This window comes from Rhizobium sp. N122 (assembly GCF_002211295.1).
Lineage (GTDB): Bacteria > Pseudomonadota > Alphaproteobacteria > Rhizobiales > Rhizobiaceae > Rhizobium.
On sequence record NZ_LOKU01000010.1, the window covers coordinates 19,692 to 36,457 of the forward strand.

At 62.3% G+C, this 16,766-nt stretch carries 19 protein-coding genes; 7 read left to right on the forward strand and 12 right to left on the reverse strand.

Annotated elements, in window-relative coordinates:
* Positions 1 to 17 precede the first annotated feature (17 nt).
* The 3 genes from ATY75_RS09100 to ATY75_RS09110 form a co-directional block, all read right to left on the reverse strand.
* Positions 18 to 320, reverse strand: coding sequence for a hypothetical protein (locus tag ATY75_RS09100; protein ID WP_007626744.1), 303 nt, complete (start codon positions 318 to 320; stop codon positions 18 to 20).
* Between the two features lie 43 nt (positions 321 to 363).
* A complete protein-coding gene (locus ATY75_RS09105) occupies positions 364 to 1,347 on the reverse strand; it encodes a TerC family protein (RefSeq protein WP_088937282.1) in 984 nt (327 codons plus the stop codon).
* 220 nt (positions 1,348 to 1,567) lie between these two features.
* Positions 1,568 to 2,044: a YcgN family cysteine cluster protein gene (locus ATY75_RS09110; protein WP_088937283.1), complete on the reverse strand. Its 477-nt coding sequence runs from the start codon at positions 2,042 to 2,044 to the stop codon at positions 1,568 to 1,570.
* Between the two features lie 217 nt (positions 2,045 to 2,261).
* On the opposite strand from ATY75_RS09110, the gene ATY75_RS09115 reads away from it, so the two are divergent.
* The 3 genes from ATY75_RS09115 to ATY75_RS09125 all read left to right on the forward strand — a co-directional run bounded on the left by ATY75_RS09115 (position 2,262) and on the right by ATY75_RS09125 (position 5,890).
* Positions 2,262 to 4,448, forward strand: a complete 2,187-nt coding sequence (locus ATY75_RS09115) for a PBP1A family penicillin-binding protein (protein WP_088937284.1) — start codon at positions 2,262 to 2,264, stop codon at positions 4,446 to 4,448.
* A 313-nt stretch (positions 4,449 to 4,761) separates the two neighbouring features.
* On the forward strand, positions 4,762 to 5,349 hold the full coding sequence (locus tag ATY75_RS09120; protein WP_088937285.1) for a DUF1214 domain-containing protein: 588 nt from the start codon (positions 4,762 to 4,764) through the stop codon (positions 5,347 to 5,349).
* Positions 5,342 to 5,890: a DUF1254 domain-containing protein gene (locus ATY75_RS09125; protein ID WP_088937286.1), complete on the forward strand. Its 549-nt coding sequence runs from the start codon at positions 5,342 to 5,344 to the stop codon at positions 5,888 to 5,890. The genes ATY75_RS09120 and ATY75_RS09125 overlap by 8 nt, the downstream gene beginning before the upstream one ends.
* 12 nt (positions 5,891 to 5,902) lie before the next feature.
* Here ATY75_RS09125 and ATY75_RS34560 read toward each other — a convergent pair whose 3' ends face one another.
* Complete coding sequence (locus tag ATY75_RS34560) at positions 5,903 to 6,070, reverse strand: hypothetical protein (RefSeq protein WP_190241334.1); 168 nt, start codon at positions 6,068 to 6,070, stop codon at positions 5,903 to 5,905.
* A 540-nt stretch (positions 6,071 to 6,610) separates the two neighbouring features.
* Here ATY75_RS34560 and ATY75_RS09130 point away from each other — a divergent pair.
* Both ATY75_RS09130 and ATY75_RS09135 read left to right on the forward strand, forming a co-directional pair.
* A complete protein-coding gene (locus ATY75_RS09130) occupies positions 6,611 to 6,817 on the forward strand; it encodes a hypothetical protein (RefSeq protein ID WP_003578078.1) in 207 nt (68 codons plus the stop codon).
* A 248-nt stretch (positions 6,818 to 7,065) separates the two neighbouring features.
* On the forward strand, positions 7,066 to 8,115 hold the full coding sequence (locus tag ATY75_RS09135) for a DUF2336 domain-containing protein (RefSeq protein ID WP_088937287.1): 1,050 nt from the start codon (positions 7,066 to 7,068) through the stop codon (positions 8,113 to 8,115).
* A 36-nt stretch (positions 8,116 to 8,151) separates the two neighbouring features.
* Here ATY75_RS09135 and ATY75_RS09140 read toward each other — a convergent pair whose 3' ends face one another.
* The 3 genes from ATY75_RS09140 to ATY75_RS09150 form a co-directional block, all read right to left on the reverse strand.
* Positions 8,152 to 8,496 (reverse strand): DUF1491 family protein, encoded by a 345-nt coding sequence (locus ATY75_RS09140; protein WP_064837669.1) that lies wholly within the window; start codon positions 8,494 to 8,496, stop codon positions 8,152 to 8,154.
* 163 nt (positions 8,497 to 8,659) lie between these two features.
* On the reverse strand, positions 8,660 to 9,583 hold the full coding sequence (locus ATY75_RS09145) for a peptidoglycan-binding domain-containing protein (RefSeq protein WP_088937288.1): 924 nt from the start codon (positions 9,581 to 9,583) through the stop codon (positions 8,660 to 8,662).
* Positions 9,555 to 11,096, reverse strand: a complete 1,542-nt coding sequence (locus ATY75_RS09150) for a HAMP domain-containing sensor histidine kinase (RefSeq protein ID WP_088937289.1) — start codon at positions 11,094 to 11,096, stop codon at positions 9,555 to 9,557. Before ATY75_RS09150 ends, ATY75_RS09145 begins: the two co-directional genes overlap by 29 nt.
* A gap of 452 nt (positions 11,097 to 11,548) precedes the next feature.
* Between ATY75_RS09150 and ATY75_RS09155 the strand changes: the two genes are divergently transcribed.
* Both ATY75_RS09155 and ATY75_RS09160 read left to right on the forward strand, forming a co-directional pair.
* Positions 11,549 to 12,043 (forward strand): DUF5330 domain-containing protein, encoded by a 495-nt coding sequence (locus ATY75_RS09155; protein WP_088937290.1) that lies wholly within the window; start codon positions 11,549 to 11,551, stop codon positions 12,041 to 12,043.
* A 271-nt stretch (positions 12,044 to 12,314) separates the two neighbouring features.
* Complete coding sequence (locus ATY75_RS09160) at positions 12,315 to 12,737, forward strand: SufE family protein (RefSeq protein WP_088937291.1); 423 nt, start codon at positions 12,315 to 12,317, stop codon at positions 12,735 to 12,737.
* 231 nt (positions 12,738 to 12,968) lie between these two features.
* On the opposite strand, the gene ATY75_RS09165 is transcribed toward ATY75_RS09160, so the two are convergent.
* The 5 genes from ATY75_RS09165 to ATY75_RS09185 form a co-directional block, all read right to left on the reverse strand.
* On the reverse strand, positions 12,969 to 13,400 hold the full coding sequence (locus ATY75_RS09165) for a MucR family transcriptional regulator (protein WP_003569414.1): 432 nt from the start codon (positions 13,398 to 13,400) through the stop codon (positions 12,969 to 12,971).
* Positions 13,401 to 13,841: 441 nt separating this feature from the next.
* Positions 13,842 to 14,174, reverse strand: a complete 333-nt coding sequence (mnhG, locus tag ATY75_RS09170; RefSeq protein ID WP_064837658.1) for a monovalent cation/H(+) antiporter subunit G — start codon at positions 14,172 to 14,174, stop codon at positions 13,842 to 13,844.
* Positions 14,171 to 14,524: a cation:proton antiporter gene (locus ATY75_RS09175; protein WP_088937292.1), complete on the reverse strand. Its 354-nt coding sequence runs from the start codon at positions 14,522 to 14,524 to the stop codon at positions 14,171 to 14,173. Before ATY75_RS09175 ends, mnhG begins: the two co-directional genes overlap by 4 nt.
* Positions 14,521 to 14,994, reverse strand: coding sequence for a Na+/H+ antiporter subunit E (locus ATY75_RS09180; protein ID WP_088937293.1), 474 nt, complete (start codon positions 14,992 to 14,994; stop codon positions 14,521 to 14,523). The genes ATY75_RS09175 and ATY75_RS09180 overlap by 4 nt, the downstream gene beginning before the upstream one ends.
* Entirely contained in the window at positions 14,991 to 16,544 is a 1,554-nt protein-coding gene (locus tag ATY75_RS09185) for a Na+/H+ antiporter subunit D (RefSeq protein ID WP_088937294.1), read from the reverse strand. The genes ATY75_RS09180 and ATY75_RS09185 overlap by 4 nt, the downstream gene beginning before the upstream one ends.
* Between the last annotated feature and the right edge of the window lie 222 nt (positions 16,545 to 16,766).

The window sequence follows — 16,766 nt, forward strand, 5'->3', positions numbered from 1 at the left end:
TTGTCAGCTGGTTGCCGTCACGCACCCTCGCCGTCTCCCTTCAGGGCACTGGCGAGGGCTGCGCATTGCGGGTCGCTGCCGTCGAGAAGTTCTGCCGGCGCGGTATGGCCGATCGCTATGCTGACGACCGTGGCCGCCGCCCAGACGTAGTCGCCGGCGGCGCGCTCGATGAGCCGCGGTCCCTGGGATGTCAGGCAGGCCTGGGACTGGCGGACGATCTCCACGGGAAGCCGGGCGCGCTCAGCCTGTTGCTGTATTTCAGCCTGCAGCGGACCGACGACGAGGAGGGCAAAAATCCAACCGATGAAATCCGAAATCATATCTGTTTCCTTCCTTTGTTAACATATTCCTCGCAGAGCCCGCTCAGGCGGGCTGCTGCGGATCCCGCGTCTTGAGGAGGCTCCAGACCACGCCGGCGGCGATGATCGCGAAAGTGATGCTCAGCGAGAGCGCAGCCGGGAATTTTTCCAGGCCCAGCAGATCGGCGACGAAGATCTTCGAGCCGATGAAGATCAGCACGATGGCAAGCGCGGGCTTCAGATAGCGAAAGCGATGGATCATCGCCGCCAGCGCGAAATAGAGGGCGCGAAGGCCGAGGATCGCGAAGATGTTCGAGGTATAGACGAGGAACGGATCGGTGGTGATCGCGAAGATCGCGGGGACCGAATCCACGGCGAAGATGACGTCGGCCACTTCGACCATCACGAGCGCCATGAAGAGCGGCGTGATGAACCAGGTCATCGCTCCCGTCCTGGGGTTTGCCTTTCTGACGAAGAACCGTTCGCCGTGATGCTCCTCGGTGACGTTGAAACGGCTGCGCATGAAGCGGACGAGGACGTTCTTCGAGACATCAGGCTCGGCCTCCTTGACGAACAGCATCTTGATGCCGGTGACGATCAGGAACGCGGCAAAGATATAGAGAAGCCAGGCGAATTCGGCGACCAGCGTGGCGCCGACGCCAATCATGATGGCGCGCAGCACGATGACGCCGAGAATGCCCCAGAAGAGCACCCGGTGCTGATAGAGGCGCGGCACGGCGAAGAAGGAGAAGATCAGGGCGATGACGAAGACATTGTCGAGGGCCAGCGTCTTTTCGACGACGAAGCCGGTCAGATAGGCAAGGCCGGCATCGGAGCCAAGGTACCACCATACCCAACCACCGAAGGCGAGACCGAGCGCGATATAAAGGGCGGAAAGCCTGACGCTTTCGCCGACACCGATTTCCTTGTTCTGCTTATGAAGAATACCGAGGTCGAACGACAGAATGGCGATGACGAGGACGAAAAAGCTCGACCACATCCAGAGCGGCGTTCCCAGCCACTCGACGAACAAAAAAGACAGATTCACGGAGAGTCCCCTGTCGGCACTGGTTGTCGGAGAAGAGGTCCGACATCGCAAGAGTGCCGAAGCTCTCGCCAGAGGGGCCCGGACCAGCGGGTTGAGCCGCAAGTGGGGTCTCACTTTTCAATAATCAAGCAGCGGCCGGCGCCAATTTTACGTTTTGCGCCGAAGACAAGGGGCCAATGGGTCATTCGCCCGCAGGCGAAAGCCGAGGGCGCCAGCCGCCTCAGGCTTCCTCCTCGTCCTTCGTCTCGCCGACGGTCAGCGGCCAGTCGACGACGTAATCCTCGAGATCGTCGATATCGATCTCGTTTTCGTTGATCGTGCGGCCGCGCGCGGAAATGCCGGCGGCATGAACGGTCTCGGGATCACCGGAGACGAGCGGGTGCCACCAGTAGAGATCGCGGCCCTCATTGACCAGCCGGTAGCCGCAGGTGGGCGGCAGCCAGGCGATATCGGGCACGTTCTCCTTGGTCAGTTGCACACAATCGGGTACGAAATCCCAGCGATTCCCGTAGCTGGAGCAGCGACAGCTTTCGCCGTCGAGCAGCTTGCAGCGGACCGAGGTGAAATAGATATCGCCGCTATCCCATTCCTCGATCTTGTTGAGACAACAGAGTCCGCAGCCGTCGCAGAGGCTTTCCCACTCGGCGACGGTCATTTCGGCCAGCGTCTTGCTCTTCCAGAAGGGCAGATCGTTCATCGTTCGTTTCTTGCAACAGCGGCCCGCAAATTCGCGTGACCCTCATGCATCTCTCTTGTTATCAGCCGCAAAATCAATCAATTCTTCAGTATGCTCCTGGTACCGGAGAACTGTCTCCCGGTATCGGCGAGCTTTGCGGCCATATGCGGGCCTCGCGCTTTCGTCGCCTTCCGGCGGCAGGATATGACCGAAGTGCGATCAAGCGGGAATACAGGACGTGCAGGACCCGGACAACCCAGAAAGCGGCTCGGAAAGCGAGCCGGGAAAAGCGGCGAACGGTACGGCGGGCAAACGTCCGGCGAAGAGCCGTCACATTCTGCTGCGCATCGATTCCTGGATCGATTCGACCGTGTGGAACGCCGGCTTCCGCGCCGCTGAAATCTGGGAAGACATCACCATCTTCTTCCGCCGCTTTCGCGTGCGCGGCTGGAAACGCATGGTCTTCGAACTTGCCGGCGAAGGGCTGACGCTCGGGGCGGCCGGTTCCGTGCTGATGCTGCTGCTTGCCCAGCCCGCCTTCGAGGCGACCAAGGAGGACTGGCGCAACCGCGGCGATTTCGCCGTCACCTTCACCGACCGCTACGGCAACGTCATCGGTCATCGCGGCGTCATCCACCAGAATTCCGTGCCGATCGACGAGCTGCCGGATTCGCTGATCAAATCGGTGCTCGCCACCGAAGACCGGCGCTTCTTCGACCATTTCGGCATCGACGTCATCGGCCTGTTCCGCGCCATGGTCACCAACGCCCAGGCCGGCGAAGTCGTGCAGGGCGGCTCGACGCTCACCCAGCAGCTCGCCAAGAACCTGTTCCTTTCCAACGAACGCTCGATCGACCGCAAGGTCACCGAGGCGTTTCTGGCGCTTTGGCTGGAGGCCAACCTTTCCAAGAAGGAAATCCTCTCGACCTATCTCGACCGCGCCTATATGGGCGGCGGCACCTTTGGCGCAGCCGCGGCAGCACAGTTTTATTTCGGCAAGAACATCACCGATGTGAACCTCGCCGAATCCGCCATGCTCGCCGGCCTGTTCAAGGCGCCGGCGAAATATGCGCCGCATGTCAACCTGCCCGCGGCCCGTGCGCGCGCCAACGAAGTGCTGACCAATCTGGTGCAGAGCGGGCTGATGACCGAGGGCCAGGTGATTGCCGCAAGGCGCAATCCGGCGACCGTCGTCGACCGCAACGAGGTGGAATCGCCCGACTTCTTCCTTGACTGGGCCTTCGACGAGGTGCAGCGGCTTTCGCCACGCTTCCACCAGCATTCGCTGATCGTGCGCACAACGATCGACATGGGCATCCAGCAGGCAGCGGAGGATTCGGTCGAGACGTCGCTGCGCGAATATGGCGAGGCCTATCACGCCAAGCAAGGCGCCATGGTGATGATCGAGAACGGCGGCGCCGTGCGCGCCATGGTCGGCGGGCGGGATTACGGCGAGAGCCAGTTCAACCGCGCCACCCGGGCGCTGCGCCAGCCGGGCTCCTCCTTCAAGGTCTATACCTATGCCTTGGCGATGGAGAGCGGAATGACGCCGCAGACGACGATCGTCGACGCGCCGATCTCCTGGGGCAACTGGAGCCCGCACAATTATGCCAACCGCTATGTCGGCCGCATCACGCTCGAGACTGCGATCGCCCAGTCGATCAACACCGTGCCGGTCCGGCTCGCCAAGGAGAAGCTCGGCATCCAGCCGATCCGGGCGATGGCGAAGAATCTCGGCGTCGAAACGCCGATCCGCGACGACGTCACCATTCCGATCGGCACCTCCGAGGTGACGGTGCTCGACCAGGCGACGGCCTATGCCACCTTCCCGGCCGGCGGCTACCAGTCGCGCCGCCACGGCATCAGCCAGATCCTCGATTACGAGGGTGATGTGCTCTACGATTTCGACCGAGACGAGCCGGCGGCCAAACGCGTGCTGTCGGAACAGGCCGACGCCTATATGAACCAGATGCTGTCGCGCGTGCCCTATGTCGGCACGGCGCGCAAGGCGGCTCTCGACAACGGCGTTTTGACCGCCGGCAAGACCGGCACCACCCAGGCCTATCGCGACGCCTGGTTCGTCGGCTTCACCGGCAACTACACCTGCGCCGTCTGGTTCGGCAATGACGACTACACCTCGACCAACGAGATGACCGGCGGCTCGCTGCCGGCGATGACCTTCAAGCGCGCCATGGACTATGCCCATCAGGGCGTGACGCTGCGCGCCATTCCCGGCGTCGAAAACCCCCTGCCCTCCGAAAAGGACGTGGCCAAGACCGTCGTCGCCAAACCGCAGGACGGATTGCCGCAGCTCATCCGGCCGCGCATGCTCTCGGTGCAATCGACCAATGTCCTGAAAGATCTCGGCAAAAAGCTGAAAAATGCCGCTCCGCTTGCGCCAGCGAAGGTGGCGAGCGCGGAGTAGTTGGCGGCGGAGTTCGCCGATGGCTGCCCTATCCGCCTGTGTGAAAGTCCCCCTCCCCAACCCCTCCCCACAAGGGGAGGGACTAACCCGGAGCGCCCGCCTCTTTCCCACTCGAAACGTCGCAGATTTGTGGGAGGGTTGGGGAGGGGTCTTGGACAGGCCAACCCGGCAGCCTTATTGCCGCACCTGGCATGACCGACCGCTTCGCGGATATAACCGGGGATCAATCAACCGCCCATGTCGCCGCACGGCATTCCACCCTGCCAGAATCAGTGGTAACCCTTTCACCCGATATGGTTTCCAAGGTCTTGACGTGTTTCGATTCCCCCTCTTCATCCTGGTCACGCTGATCGTCGCCTTCGGCGGCGGGATCATGATTTCGCTGTATGCGCTGGATGCGACACAGGGTTTCGGGGGGATCAAGCTCGGCGCCTGGGAGGCCTTTCCGGCGCTGCAGACGGTCGATGCCGATCCTTACGCCAAGTCGCACCGGGCGCGCGCCGGCAGGCTGCTTTACGGCAGCGCCGAGGGGCTCACCTTCACGGCAAGCGTCGACGACGATGGCGCGCGGCTGAATGCCGGCTGCCGCTACCGCATCAGCGGACAAACGCCGCCTGCCCGGCTCTGGACCCTCTTTACCGCCGACAATAGCGGCAATCCGGCGGCGGTAAAAACCGGGCATCCCGCGGCACTCAATTCCTGGACGGTGCTGCGCCAGCCGGACAGCAGCTTCTCGATCGAGATCTCGGCCGCGGCGCAGCCGGGCAACTGGCTGGCCTTGCCGGAGGCCGGCACCTTCCGGCTGGTGCTGACGCTGTTCGACACACCGACCGCCGGCAGTTCCGGGGTGATCGATCTCGCCATGCCGAAGCTCACCAAGACCGGATGCGGCAATGCTTAGAATCTTCTTCGCCATCCTGACCGGCCTTTTCGGCGCAGCGCTGCTGCACCTCGTCATCATCCTGTCGCTGCCGCATTTCACCGGCAAGGATGCAGCGACCCGCGTGGCGGCGGAGGGCGACCTCAACAATTTCACGCTGCTTGGCAGGCAGTATGACGAGGCGGGCCTCGCCAATGGCGATCCCTTCGTGCGCACCGCCGTCTGCTCGTTCGACGTCGAGGATGCACCGGTGCATTTCACCGCCAAGGGCAAGGTGCCGTTCTGGTCGATCGCGATCTATGACAGCGCCTCCAACGAGGTCTTCAGCATGAACGACCGGACTTCGGTCGGCGGCGCGCTCGACGTCTTGGCCGGCGGTCCGATCCAACTGACCGACCTGCGCAAGAACTTGCCGCAGGAATTGCAGCAGGCGATCCTGGTGGAGATGGCGCGGCCGGACGGTTATGCCGTGCTGCGGACGCTGGCGCCGCAGGCAAGTTTTGATGAGGCGGCACGAAACTTCCTGACGGAAGCCGGCTGCGAGCAATTCAGTGCCCGCTGAAGTTGAACGACGTTACTTCTTTTTGACGCGCGGCGCGGGCGCCGGGCCATGCCTGGGGCTCTCGCTCAGCCGCTCGTAGCGGACGCCGGTGAACCACAGGATCTTGGCTTCGCGGGGCTCTTTGTCCGGGCGGCGCGGCGCCCGCGGCTGCCGATCCGCCAATGCGACTACTATTGCCATTCTCGTCTCCATGCACTGCCCGAGACGGATGAACTTGCGATGGATTTCACCCTGCCCGCCAATGTGCGAGCCGGCGCGTCCTGCGGTGGCGGAGTGACCGGACCGAGGGCATTCACGCCTTTCCCACGGCACCTGATTGAAATACCGTGACCAGGAGTTTCAACGATCCAAACACTCAAATCGCGTCGTTCCCATCCGAATTGAGACAGATGACAGTTAACAGTTTACTAATATTCGGCGAAAGCCAAACACAGTTCACGTCACTTCCTCTGTAACGCGCAAAGAGTTGATTTGGTTTCACGCCGCCCGTGCAAAGCCGCGACGGGGCGCCGATGTATAAATTTAAAAACAATTCATATAGTTGGCATGAATGCTGCTGGCCTAATCGCGGGGAAAGCGGAGATGTTGCAAAAATGCTTCATGAAAATATTTAATTGCGGCCACCTCGGATACGCGTATGTTTACTCCCAGTCGATCGCTGATTTCCGAGCCCGGTCGACCGCGGATATTCACGCTCTTGCCGGAATGCGGAGGCTAGCGGTGTCTTTGCTAGTGAATTCATCTTTCTCGCCTGACGATCTCGACGTGCTGCGCGGTGCGCTCGATGCCTGGTGCGCGGAACGGCGCGTCGACATCAAGAGCGTCGAGGCGCAGTATGCAGCATCGGCAGCACTCGACCTCTATCAGGCCGGCCACGACAGCCGCGAGAAGCTGCTGGACGCGTTGCGCGATCGCAAGGCCGCCTGAACCCTTCCCCATTACGCCAGCAATGTGCAATCGTTGCAGGGCTTTTTCCAACAAGACTTTCATATTGCCGGCCAATCAGGCGGCAACACGCGCCGCGTGTATATTTCTGCTACATTTTAATAAAATCTTCAGCATGCATTAACCCTACCGGTGTAGGATTTGTTCATAAACCATGTGGCCCGGCATGCGTTCCGCCAGTGCATATCGGCCCGTGGTTCCCCTTGGTTCGGCGTATTCGGGGTGTTCTTGTGCGTGACCGGTTTCGAGACCTAGAGGGCCCATTGGCCGTCAGGAAAAAGGACGTGGTATTGATGGCGACCGTCAGCAGTTTCGAGGGCCTGTCTCATCCGACACGGTCCGAACTGCGCCAATTTGCCGAGCTTTTCATGCCGCTCTTCCAGGCATCCTCCGACGAGGCCAAGCGCCAGGCGGTCGCGGCGCTCTCCCAATGCGAAAATATGCCGGCGGCCGTGGCATTGTTCATCGGCAACCAGCCGATCGAGATCGCCGCCCCTTTTCTTGCCGCCTCCAAGGCCATCGCCGACGATACGCTGATCACCATCGCGCGCATGCAGGGCGCAGCGCATGTCAAGGCGATCGTCAGCCGGGATTCGCTCTCGCCGAAGGTCATCGATGCGCTGGTGGCGCTGCGCCAGAGCCAGCCGCGCTCGGCCGCCGCATCGGCGCCCATCACGGAATCCCAGACGGTGCCGCTGTCGCCGGCGCCAGGAGAAACCAACGAGGCGGATGCGCTGCAGGAACAGCGGGTTGCCAATGAAGAGGCGCTGCGCGAGCGTATTCTCGGTCTTGCCGGCCATCTCGGCCGGGCCGACGAGGACAGGCTTGGCCTGCGCACGCTCACCGATATTCAGGAGGCGCTGCTGGTGCGCTTCGCCCGCTCGCGCGAGGCGACGCATTTCGCAACCGCGCTTGCCGATGCGCTGTCGGCCAGCCGCTGGCTTGCCGAGCGCATCATGCTCGATCTTTCCGGCCAGCAGCTCGCGACGACGTTGACGAGCCTCGGCATGGGCTTTCTCGACGCCGTCTTCGTGCTGGAGAAGCTCTATCCGCATCTTGCCGAACAGCAGCACAATGTCACGCGCGGCTGGATGGTGCTCGACCAGCTCGACCCGGAAGAGTGCCACGAGAGGGTGGAAGCCTGGCGCCGCGCCGATCGCTACACTTACAAGCCCGAGGCGGCCAATGCGCCCGTCCCTCAGGAAACGCCGAACCACCGCTTCCTCAATCAGGCGCCGGCGCCGCGCGACATGCGCATCCTGGGCCGGCGATCCCGCTAAGACCAATCCGGCTAAGACCGGGAGCGCCGTCGGCCCTCAGCCATCCCGCGCAAGCGGGATCATATCTCCCAGTTCCTCCGCCTCGAGCTCGACGATCCAGAGATCGGGGTCGAAGCGGCGTTCACGCTCCAGCATGGCGCGCACCGCCTCCGGCTCGCTGCGCGACAGGCGGATTTCGAACAGGCGGCCGCCCGCCTCCCCCTCGCCGAAGGCGGTCTGCGGCGCTGGCGCATAAAGGGTTTCCAAGCCGTCGCGAAAATGCTGGCGGATGAAGATCGCGCCCGCCTCCTCCGCCCCCTTCTTCTCGACGGCGGCGAAATCGCCGCTGGCGAAGACGCGGCGCAGGAGGGCGGAAACGAAGATGTCGGCGCGTAATCTCATCGGCGCGGTATAGACCGGGCTGCCGCCGGCGGCAATGCGATTGGCGGTGTTCCAGCCGACATCGCCAGGCTGCTAGGGTTTCCGGTTATCGTAGGGTGTTTCTAAGGCACTTCGCGCTGTGCCGGGGAAAAGCGCTACGCACTTTTGCGCGACAGGCTTTCGGCTAAATTGCGCCGATTTCCTTGAGTTTTTTCAGCACCGCCTGGGTCGGCTCGCCGTTTTCGGGCAGGTTGTAATGCTTCTGGAAATGGCGGATGGCCGCGCGGGTCTGTTCGCCGGCGACGCCGTCGACGCCGACATTGGCATAGGCCATGTTGGAAAGGCCCTTCTGGATCTTCAGCACCAGGTCGACATTGGTGATTTCGCTCGAGGGCACCTGCTTTGCGGCCGAAGGAGCGGTTTTCACGGTCTTTTCGGCGCTGCGGATCGCCGCCGCCACCGGGTCTTCCGCCGCCGCCTTCGAACTCACATCCTCGGGCGGCTTTTCCACAGGTACGGTCGAAGGGCCTGATGCATCGGTCTTCAGCGCCGCCAGCACCTCCGGCGTCGGATCGCCGGTCTGGGCCATGCCGACGGTTTCCTCGAAGAAGAGGATGGCGGCACTGGTGCGCGGGCCGATGATGCCGTCGGGTATGCCGTTATAGAGGCCGCGGCGCACCAGCTGCTGCTGGATGTCCATGACAAGCTGGCTCGGCTGCTGGCCGGGCGCGGCGGGCGCCGGCGTCGCGTTGGTGGTGGTCGCGCCATCCTCCGGCCGTTCGATGCGGAAGGTGGTGACCTCGCCCTGCTGCTCTTCGGCCGGGCGGCGGGCGCCGAGCACATTGGAAGACTGCGGATCGCGGGTGTGGAAAATCGGGTGCGGGTGCAGGCCTGGCTGATACCAGAGGGCGTTGGCGGCGACAAAGGAGAAGATGACGACGAAGGCGATCGTGCCGCCGGCAACCGAGGGATTGCGACCGATGACGCCGCCGAGCACGGATGCGCCCTGCAGGCTGAGGCCGCCGAGGGCGGCGGCACCCGACATCAGGAGGCCCGGCTGCTGCCGTCCCCTTTTTCCCTTAGGCGATTTTCGCTTGCGCGCGGCCATCGAAACGCCCCTCCCCCAATTCTGCACCCGTGTGAACCGCGCCCTTCAGCCGCGGCGGAAACTCGACAGTCGCGGCATGACCGGCGTCTTCGGCGCACGCGGCGCCCGAGCCGTCCACCGCGATCTCGATGGTGATGATCGTGCCTTCACCCGGCTGGCTGGCGATGGCGAAATGCCCGCCATGCAGCGCCACCAGCCCCTTGACCAGGGAGAGACCGAGGCCGGTGCCTTCGAAGCGGCGGGTATAATCGTTCTGGATCTGGACGAAGGGCTGGCCGAGCAATGCCAGCTTGTCGGCCGCAATGCCGATGCCGGTGTCGCTGACCGTCAGCTTGAGGATGCCGTCGCGCGCCGCCGCATCGACCGAGACGACGCCGCCGGCCTCGGTGAACTTTATCGCATTGCCGACGAGATTGATGAGGATCTGCTGGATAGCGCGCTGATCGGCGACGATCTCGCCGAGGCCGCGCTGGATCCGGCTCGTCAGCGTCAGCCCCTTGGTCTTGGCCTGCAATGCCAGCATCGATTCGCAGGATTTGACCGAGCTTGAAATATCGAAGGCTTCGAGGATCAGCTCATACCGGCCGGCTTCGATCTTGCTCATGTCGAGCATGGTGTTGACGACCGACAGGAGATGCGCGCCGGATTCGCGCACGAGGCCGACATATTCGCGCTGGCGGTCGTTTTCGAACTTGCCGAAATATTCACCGATCAGGATATCGGAAAAACCGAGAATGGCGTTCAGCGGCGTGCGCAGCTCATGGCTGACGGCGGCGAGGAAGCGCGATTTGGCGTCGTTTGCCGACTCGGCATCGGCGACGCGGTTCTGGGCTTCGGCCCGCAGCTGCTGCTCGACGGAGACATCGCGCAGCTGGGCAATGACGGCGGCAAGCTCTCCGTCGGCGTCGCGCCGGGCGGTCATGTCCATTCTAAGATAGGCGAACTGGCGTTGATCGCGCGCGACCGAGGGGCGGTCGATGCGCAGATCGACGCACTCCGCATCCTCTCCCCGGCGCAGGCTATCGAGCGCCTGCAGGAAAAGAATGCGGTCGGAGACATGCACCTGCTCCAGGAAACCCCTGCCCTTGGGATCGCGCATCCAGGCAAGAAAATCGCGCCGGTCGCGGCCGCCGATCGTGGCCACACTGCCATGCGGGTCGAGGAAGAAGACGAGACCCGGGGTGGCGGCAAGGAAGAAATCCTCGGCCGACTGCGTCGCGATACCGGCCGACGAGCCCTGACGGGCGAGCGCGATGCTGCCGACGGCGGAAAAGAGAAAGGCGGCGCAGACCATGGCGACACCCGCCGGCAAGGCGACGGCCGGGCTGGTGACCGCGGAAAGGCCGATGGGCGCAACAACAAGAGCGGCCGAGGAGAGCAGCACGAGGCGGCGCAGGATCGCGAGCTCGCGCTGGCGCACGGCTTCACCGCCGCCCGTCCGGGAGAGCCAGCTTGTCGCCGCCCGGTCTACGAGCGCCGTCACCCAGCCGCCAATGTTACTCAATACTCGCACGCAATACCCGCCCAAAAAGGCTGTCTGTCGATCCGGACAATAGGCCCCGGCGACTTAAAGAAAGGATAAGGCAAAAGCGCTGTTCACAGCCGGAAAGGGCCGAAAATCCCGTTTTGAAGCATCTGAAAGGCTCTTTGCCTTTTGTGGTTAATAGCGGGTAAGCGATGGATATTCCTCATATTTCAGCATTGCGTTAACTCCTGTGGCAAGGCGAGCCGGCAAAAGCCCTGCAATTGCAGCGCGGTACTGCCCTGATGCTTAACGGCGATCGCTCGCATTCGACTAAAAGGCCGGTCAAATACCGTTCGCTAAAATTTGAACTAAATTTGCCGCAAATGCGCGTGAGTTTCGAAAAGCGGCATTCGCAACTTGGCGGTAGGGTGAAATCACACCGGACAACCGGCCTGATTCGGCGACAAGAACCGGACGGGAAAACAGGATGGGCAACGACAATGTGGTTTCTGATCAAAGGATCCTTCTGGTTTGGCCTTGTGCTCGTGCTTCTTTCCGTCTTCAGCACGCAGGGTTCCGACAAGCTCGCCAACGGCCCGCAATTGCAGCTTTCCGACGCTTTTACTGCGGCAAGCGGCGCCTATGATTATCTCACCGGCATGTGCTCCGAGAAGCCCGAGGTCTGCGTCAAGGGTGCCGAAACCGTCACCGCACTCGGCTACCGTGCCCGCGAAGGCGCCCGCGTCGCCTACGAACTGCTCGACAGCCAGTTCAAGGACGAGGCGCCGGCGACCGCAAGGCCTGCCGAACCGCAGACGCCGGTGGCTCTCGCCATGCCTTCGTCTGTAGCGCCCGCCATCCAGGAAAAGGTGCGCGAGGCAAAGGCCGCGCTGAACCAGCCGATGCCTTACCGCCCGCCGGTCGAAGATGACGCCTCCACCGAAACTGTTGTCACCGGCGCGATCCCGCTGCCGACGCCGAAGCCGGCAATCTGAATTTTTCGACCTTGCATCGGTGGTCCGCATGACGCGGAAATGCCCCATGCCTGACGTGCCTGCCCTGTTTAATTCAGCATGTTGCTGCGCCGTGAGGATGCCCATCCCTCACGGCGTTTCTTTTTTATGCCTGTCATCGGGAGGGATAACGGCATGCATAAACAAAGAAACAAAGCCTGTCGCAGGAATGCTGTTCGACGCGACGCGCTTTAACGGTTCAAATCCGCCGGTCTTTCACCTATATGCAGTCTTAAGATTGAAAGGCTTTCCCATGGCATCCCTCGACCAGATCATCGACGACTTCGCTTTCCTCGACGATTGGGAAGACCGCTACCGCTATGTCATCGAACTCGGCAAGGCGCTGCCTGAACTCGCCGAGGAGAAGCGTACCAGCGAAAACAAGGTGATGGGCTGCGCCAGCCAGGTCTGGCTGGTGACGCATACGACAGGCGATCCCGATAACCCGGTGATGAGTTTCGAGGGCGATTCCGACGCCCATATCGTGCGCGGCCTGGTCGCCATCGTGCTAGCCACCTATTCCGGCAAGACGGCGTCCGAAATCGCCGGGCTCGATGCCTTCGACATCTTCTCGAAGATCGGCCTGGTGGAGAACCTGTCATCACAGCGTTCGAATGGTCTGCGATCGATGGTCAACAGAATCCGCGAAGAAGCAAAGCTCCGCGCTGCGGCCTGAACGCGCAGTTTCGGGCGACATGCATTGGCGTTTGTTGGGCTTTAAGAGATGCCGTGCGCAGCGATTCGGCAAGCGCCGCTGTCCGCGAATCAGTACATTAACACTTGCTCATAGTATAGGAATACATTCTACGGCGGCCGGGAAAGCATAGAGCAGAGGCCCTGCCGCAAACACAGACAGAAAAGCCGGGCACAAGACCCGGCTTTTGTCGTTGGTGGCTTTCGAAAAAGCTCAGCCGCGGCCGCGCTTGCGGCGCTGACCCAGGCCCATTTCCTTTGCCAGGCGCGAACGCGCTTCGGCATAGGCGGGCGCTACCATCGGGTAGTCGGTCGGCAGGTCCCACTTCTCGCGGTATTCTTCCGGCGAGAGAGAGTGATGCGTCATCAGGTGACGCTTGAGGGACTTGAAGTTGCCGCCGCATTCCAGACACGTGATCTGCTCGTCCTGAACGGACTTGCGGACAGAGACTGCAGGCTTCTGCTTTTCGACGATGGCCGCAGCAGGCTGCGGTACGGACGTGTTGCTGAGTGCCGAATGCACGTCGGAAATCAGATTTGCCAGGTCGCTGACCGGGACAACATGGTTGCTGACATAAGCCGCGACGATGTCGGCTGTCAGTTCCACAAGCAGCTCCGGCGCATTGCCGGTCGCCATTTCCGTCATATTTTTTCTCCTGTTAGCATGCTCAAACGGCCTTTGACTGTTACGTCAAAGACCCGCCTCGTAGAAGCGAACAGCAAAAGCACCGGAAGCGACCTTCTGTTTCGAAAAACGCGAAATCCACCCCTAGATTCCGAAGAGCGAGACCTGTTCTTATACTGCCTGCCTGCAAACCACTACGTCATGCCCCAGGCGATGGCCTCAGTTTAGACATAAAAAATCAAAACTGAGGGACTTGGAAGCAGTACGATTGCGATTCACAATCAGAACTCTACTTGCATTTTCAAATACCATCGTTTGGTCGAAAGGCCAATTATTATTTGTCGTTTTTCTTGAGAAAAAATGACAGATGAAGAATTAAGGCGCTCAGAAGCAAGCTTTACTCACATCTTCCTGTGCATAAGTTTTGCATAAATCTGGTAAAGCAGCGAAATAGCACGGGGCTCAGCGCTCGCCCATATCGTCGCGGACCGAGACGGCACCGAGCGCATATCCCGAAAGGTGGGCGGCTCTCGCCAGCAGATGGGCGGAGACCGGCGCCGTCAGCAACAGGAAGACGAAGCCGGCAATGGCGCGGGCAAGAATCGCCAGGTCCTGCGAATAGAGGCCGGCGGCAAGGAGCAGCAGGCCGGAGGCGACCGTCCCAACCTTCGAGGCCGCGTGCATGCGCGTATAGAGATCGGGCAGCCTGAGCAGGCCGACCGCCGCCGAAAGAGCAAAGAGCGCACCTGATATCAGCAGCAAAGCGGTGACGGCAGCCAGGATATAATCCATCATCGTTTCTTGCCTCCCGCATGGCGCCTTTTGGCGCCGGCCTTTTCCGGAGCTGCGGAGGCCGGCGGTTTGCTATTGCCGCGCGACAGCACGAATCGGGCGAACGCGACGGTCGCCAGGAAGCCGACGAGGCCGAGCGAGATGGCGATATCGATATAGAGCGAAAAGCCGGTTTTGACCGCGATGACGGCGATGAAGCCGATGGCGATGCCGGTCAGCATATCGAGGGCGAGGATGCGATCCGGCAATGTCGGGCCGGCAACGACGCGCGAGACCGTCAGAATCAGCGCCAGGCCGAGGATGACGAGGGCGGCCGAGGATGCGGCCGTGACGATGGCGACAGGGGTCATCACCGGAAAGCCTCCATGATCTTGCGTTCGAAACCATTGGCGATGTCACGCTTGCTCGTCTTGGGATCGGAACAATCGAGCGCATGGACATAGAGCGTGCGGCGATCCGTGGAAACATCGACCGAAAGCGTGCCGGGAGTCAGGGTGATGAGGTTTGCAAGCAAGGTGATCTCGAAGTCGCTCGTCACCGTCAGCGGGAAGGCGAAGATGCCGGGCTTCAGCTTCATATCCGGCGAGAGGATGGTCAGCGTCACCTTCCAGGCTGACAGCGACAATTCCTTCAGGAACAGGAGGGCAAGCGACAGCACGAGGCAGACGCGGCGCAGATAGCCCTTGCCGCCGAAGGGTTCGCGGATGACGGCGAGCGAAAGGGCGGCAAGCAGGAAGCCGAAGACAAGATTGTGCAGCGAGGCGCTGCCGGTGACCGCGACCCAGGCAATGGCGAGCAGCAGATTGAAGAGGAAGGCGATCACCTGAAGCCTCCGGGAAAGACCGAATGGAGATAGGCCTGCGGATCGGCAAGACCGGCGGCGGCGGCTTGCGACAGCGCCAGCAGCCGTTCCGGCAGGATGCCGAAGCCGACGACCAGCGCCGTCAGCGCGGCCAGCGGCAGGCCGGTGCGCCAGACGGCTGCCGACGGCATCGCGGCTGTCGGCGCCGGGCGCCAATAGGCGAGCAGAAACAGCCGGCCGAAGGCGATCGTCGTCAGAAAACCGCCGACGAGGATGACGGCCGCCAGCCACCAGGCGCCGCTATCGAGCGAGGCCTTGACGAGAATGACTTTCGGCCAGAATCCGGAAAAAGGCGGCAGGCCGCAGGCGGCAAGGAAAAGCACGAGGGAGAGCGCGGTGAAACCGCCGCTTTGCCGATAGAGGCCGCCGAGGCCCGACAATAAAAAGCCGCCGCCGCGCCGGGCGATCTCGCCGGCGGCAAGGTAAAGCGCCGTCATCAGCACCATGGAATGGAGCGCATAGAAGACCGCGCCGCTGATGCCGTCGCCGGGGCTGCCGAGTGCCACGCCGGCCAGCATATTGCCGATGCCCGATATGACGACATAGCCGAACAGCCTGCGGATATCGTTTTCGGCAAGTGCGCCGAGCGCGCCGACGAGGATGGTCGCGGCGGCGGCAAGCGCGATCAGCGGGCTCAATTCCTGGCGCTCCACCGGCAGCAGCATGACCACAACCCGGATCAGCGCGTAAATGCCGACCTTGGTGAGCAGGCCGGCAAACAGTGCCGAGACCACGATGCGCGGCGTGTGATAGGAAGCAGGCAGCCAGAAATTGACCGGGAAGGCTGCCGCCTTCATGGCGAAGGCGAGCAGCAAGAGGCTTGCCAAGGTCATCAGCGGCGCCGTGGCGCGCAGATCCCTCGCCCTTGCCGCGATGTCGGCCATGTTGAGCGTGCCGAAGACGGCATAGAGGATGCCGACGCCGATCAGAAACAGCGTCGTGGCGATGAGGTTCAGCACCGCATATTTCAGCGCGCCGTCGATCTGCTGACGTTCGGAACCGAGGATGATCAGCCCGAAGGAGGAGATCAGCAGCACCTCGAACCAGACATAGAGATTGAAGACATCGCCGGTGAGAAAGGCGCCTGTCACGCCGGCCATCAGCAGCATGAGCAGCGGAAAGAAACCGTATCGCTGGCCGCTTTCGCCGATATCGGCCAGCGCATAGATGCCGGCGGCGAGCGCCGCAAGGGCTGATGTGAAGGCCATCAGCGCCCCGAGGAGGTCGACGGTGAAGGCGATTCCGAAGGGCGGCAGCCAGCGCCCCATGACCATGGTGAGCGGGCCTTCGGCTGCGACTTTGGCAAGCAGCGCCGCATCGATCAGCGCCAGCATCGCAAGGCCTGAGATGGCGAGCCAGGCCTGCAGCCGGAGATGAGCGCGCAGCATCAGCAGCACGGCGCCGAGCGTGATGCAGTGAGCAACCGGCAGGATGGCGAGCCAATGGCCGATCGGCACCGGGGCGGTGACCAGGGCGGCGGCGAGATCGATGGTGGAGGTGGCAGCGGCCATGCGATCAGGTTTCTTTTCCGGTCGGCGAGGCTTGCTCCCTCTTCTCCCCAGCGGGGAGAAGGTGGCCCGAAGGGTCGGATGAGGGGGGCCGCACGGTATGGGCTATCCTTCGTTGTGCCGAAAATACTGCCCTTCGCTTGAGCTTCGGACGCTCGTCGCTATTGCTCCTCGCCCCCCTCACCCGCCCTAACGGGCACCTTCTCCCCGCTGGGGAGAAGAGGG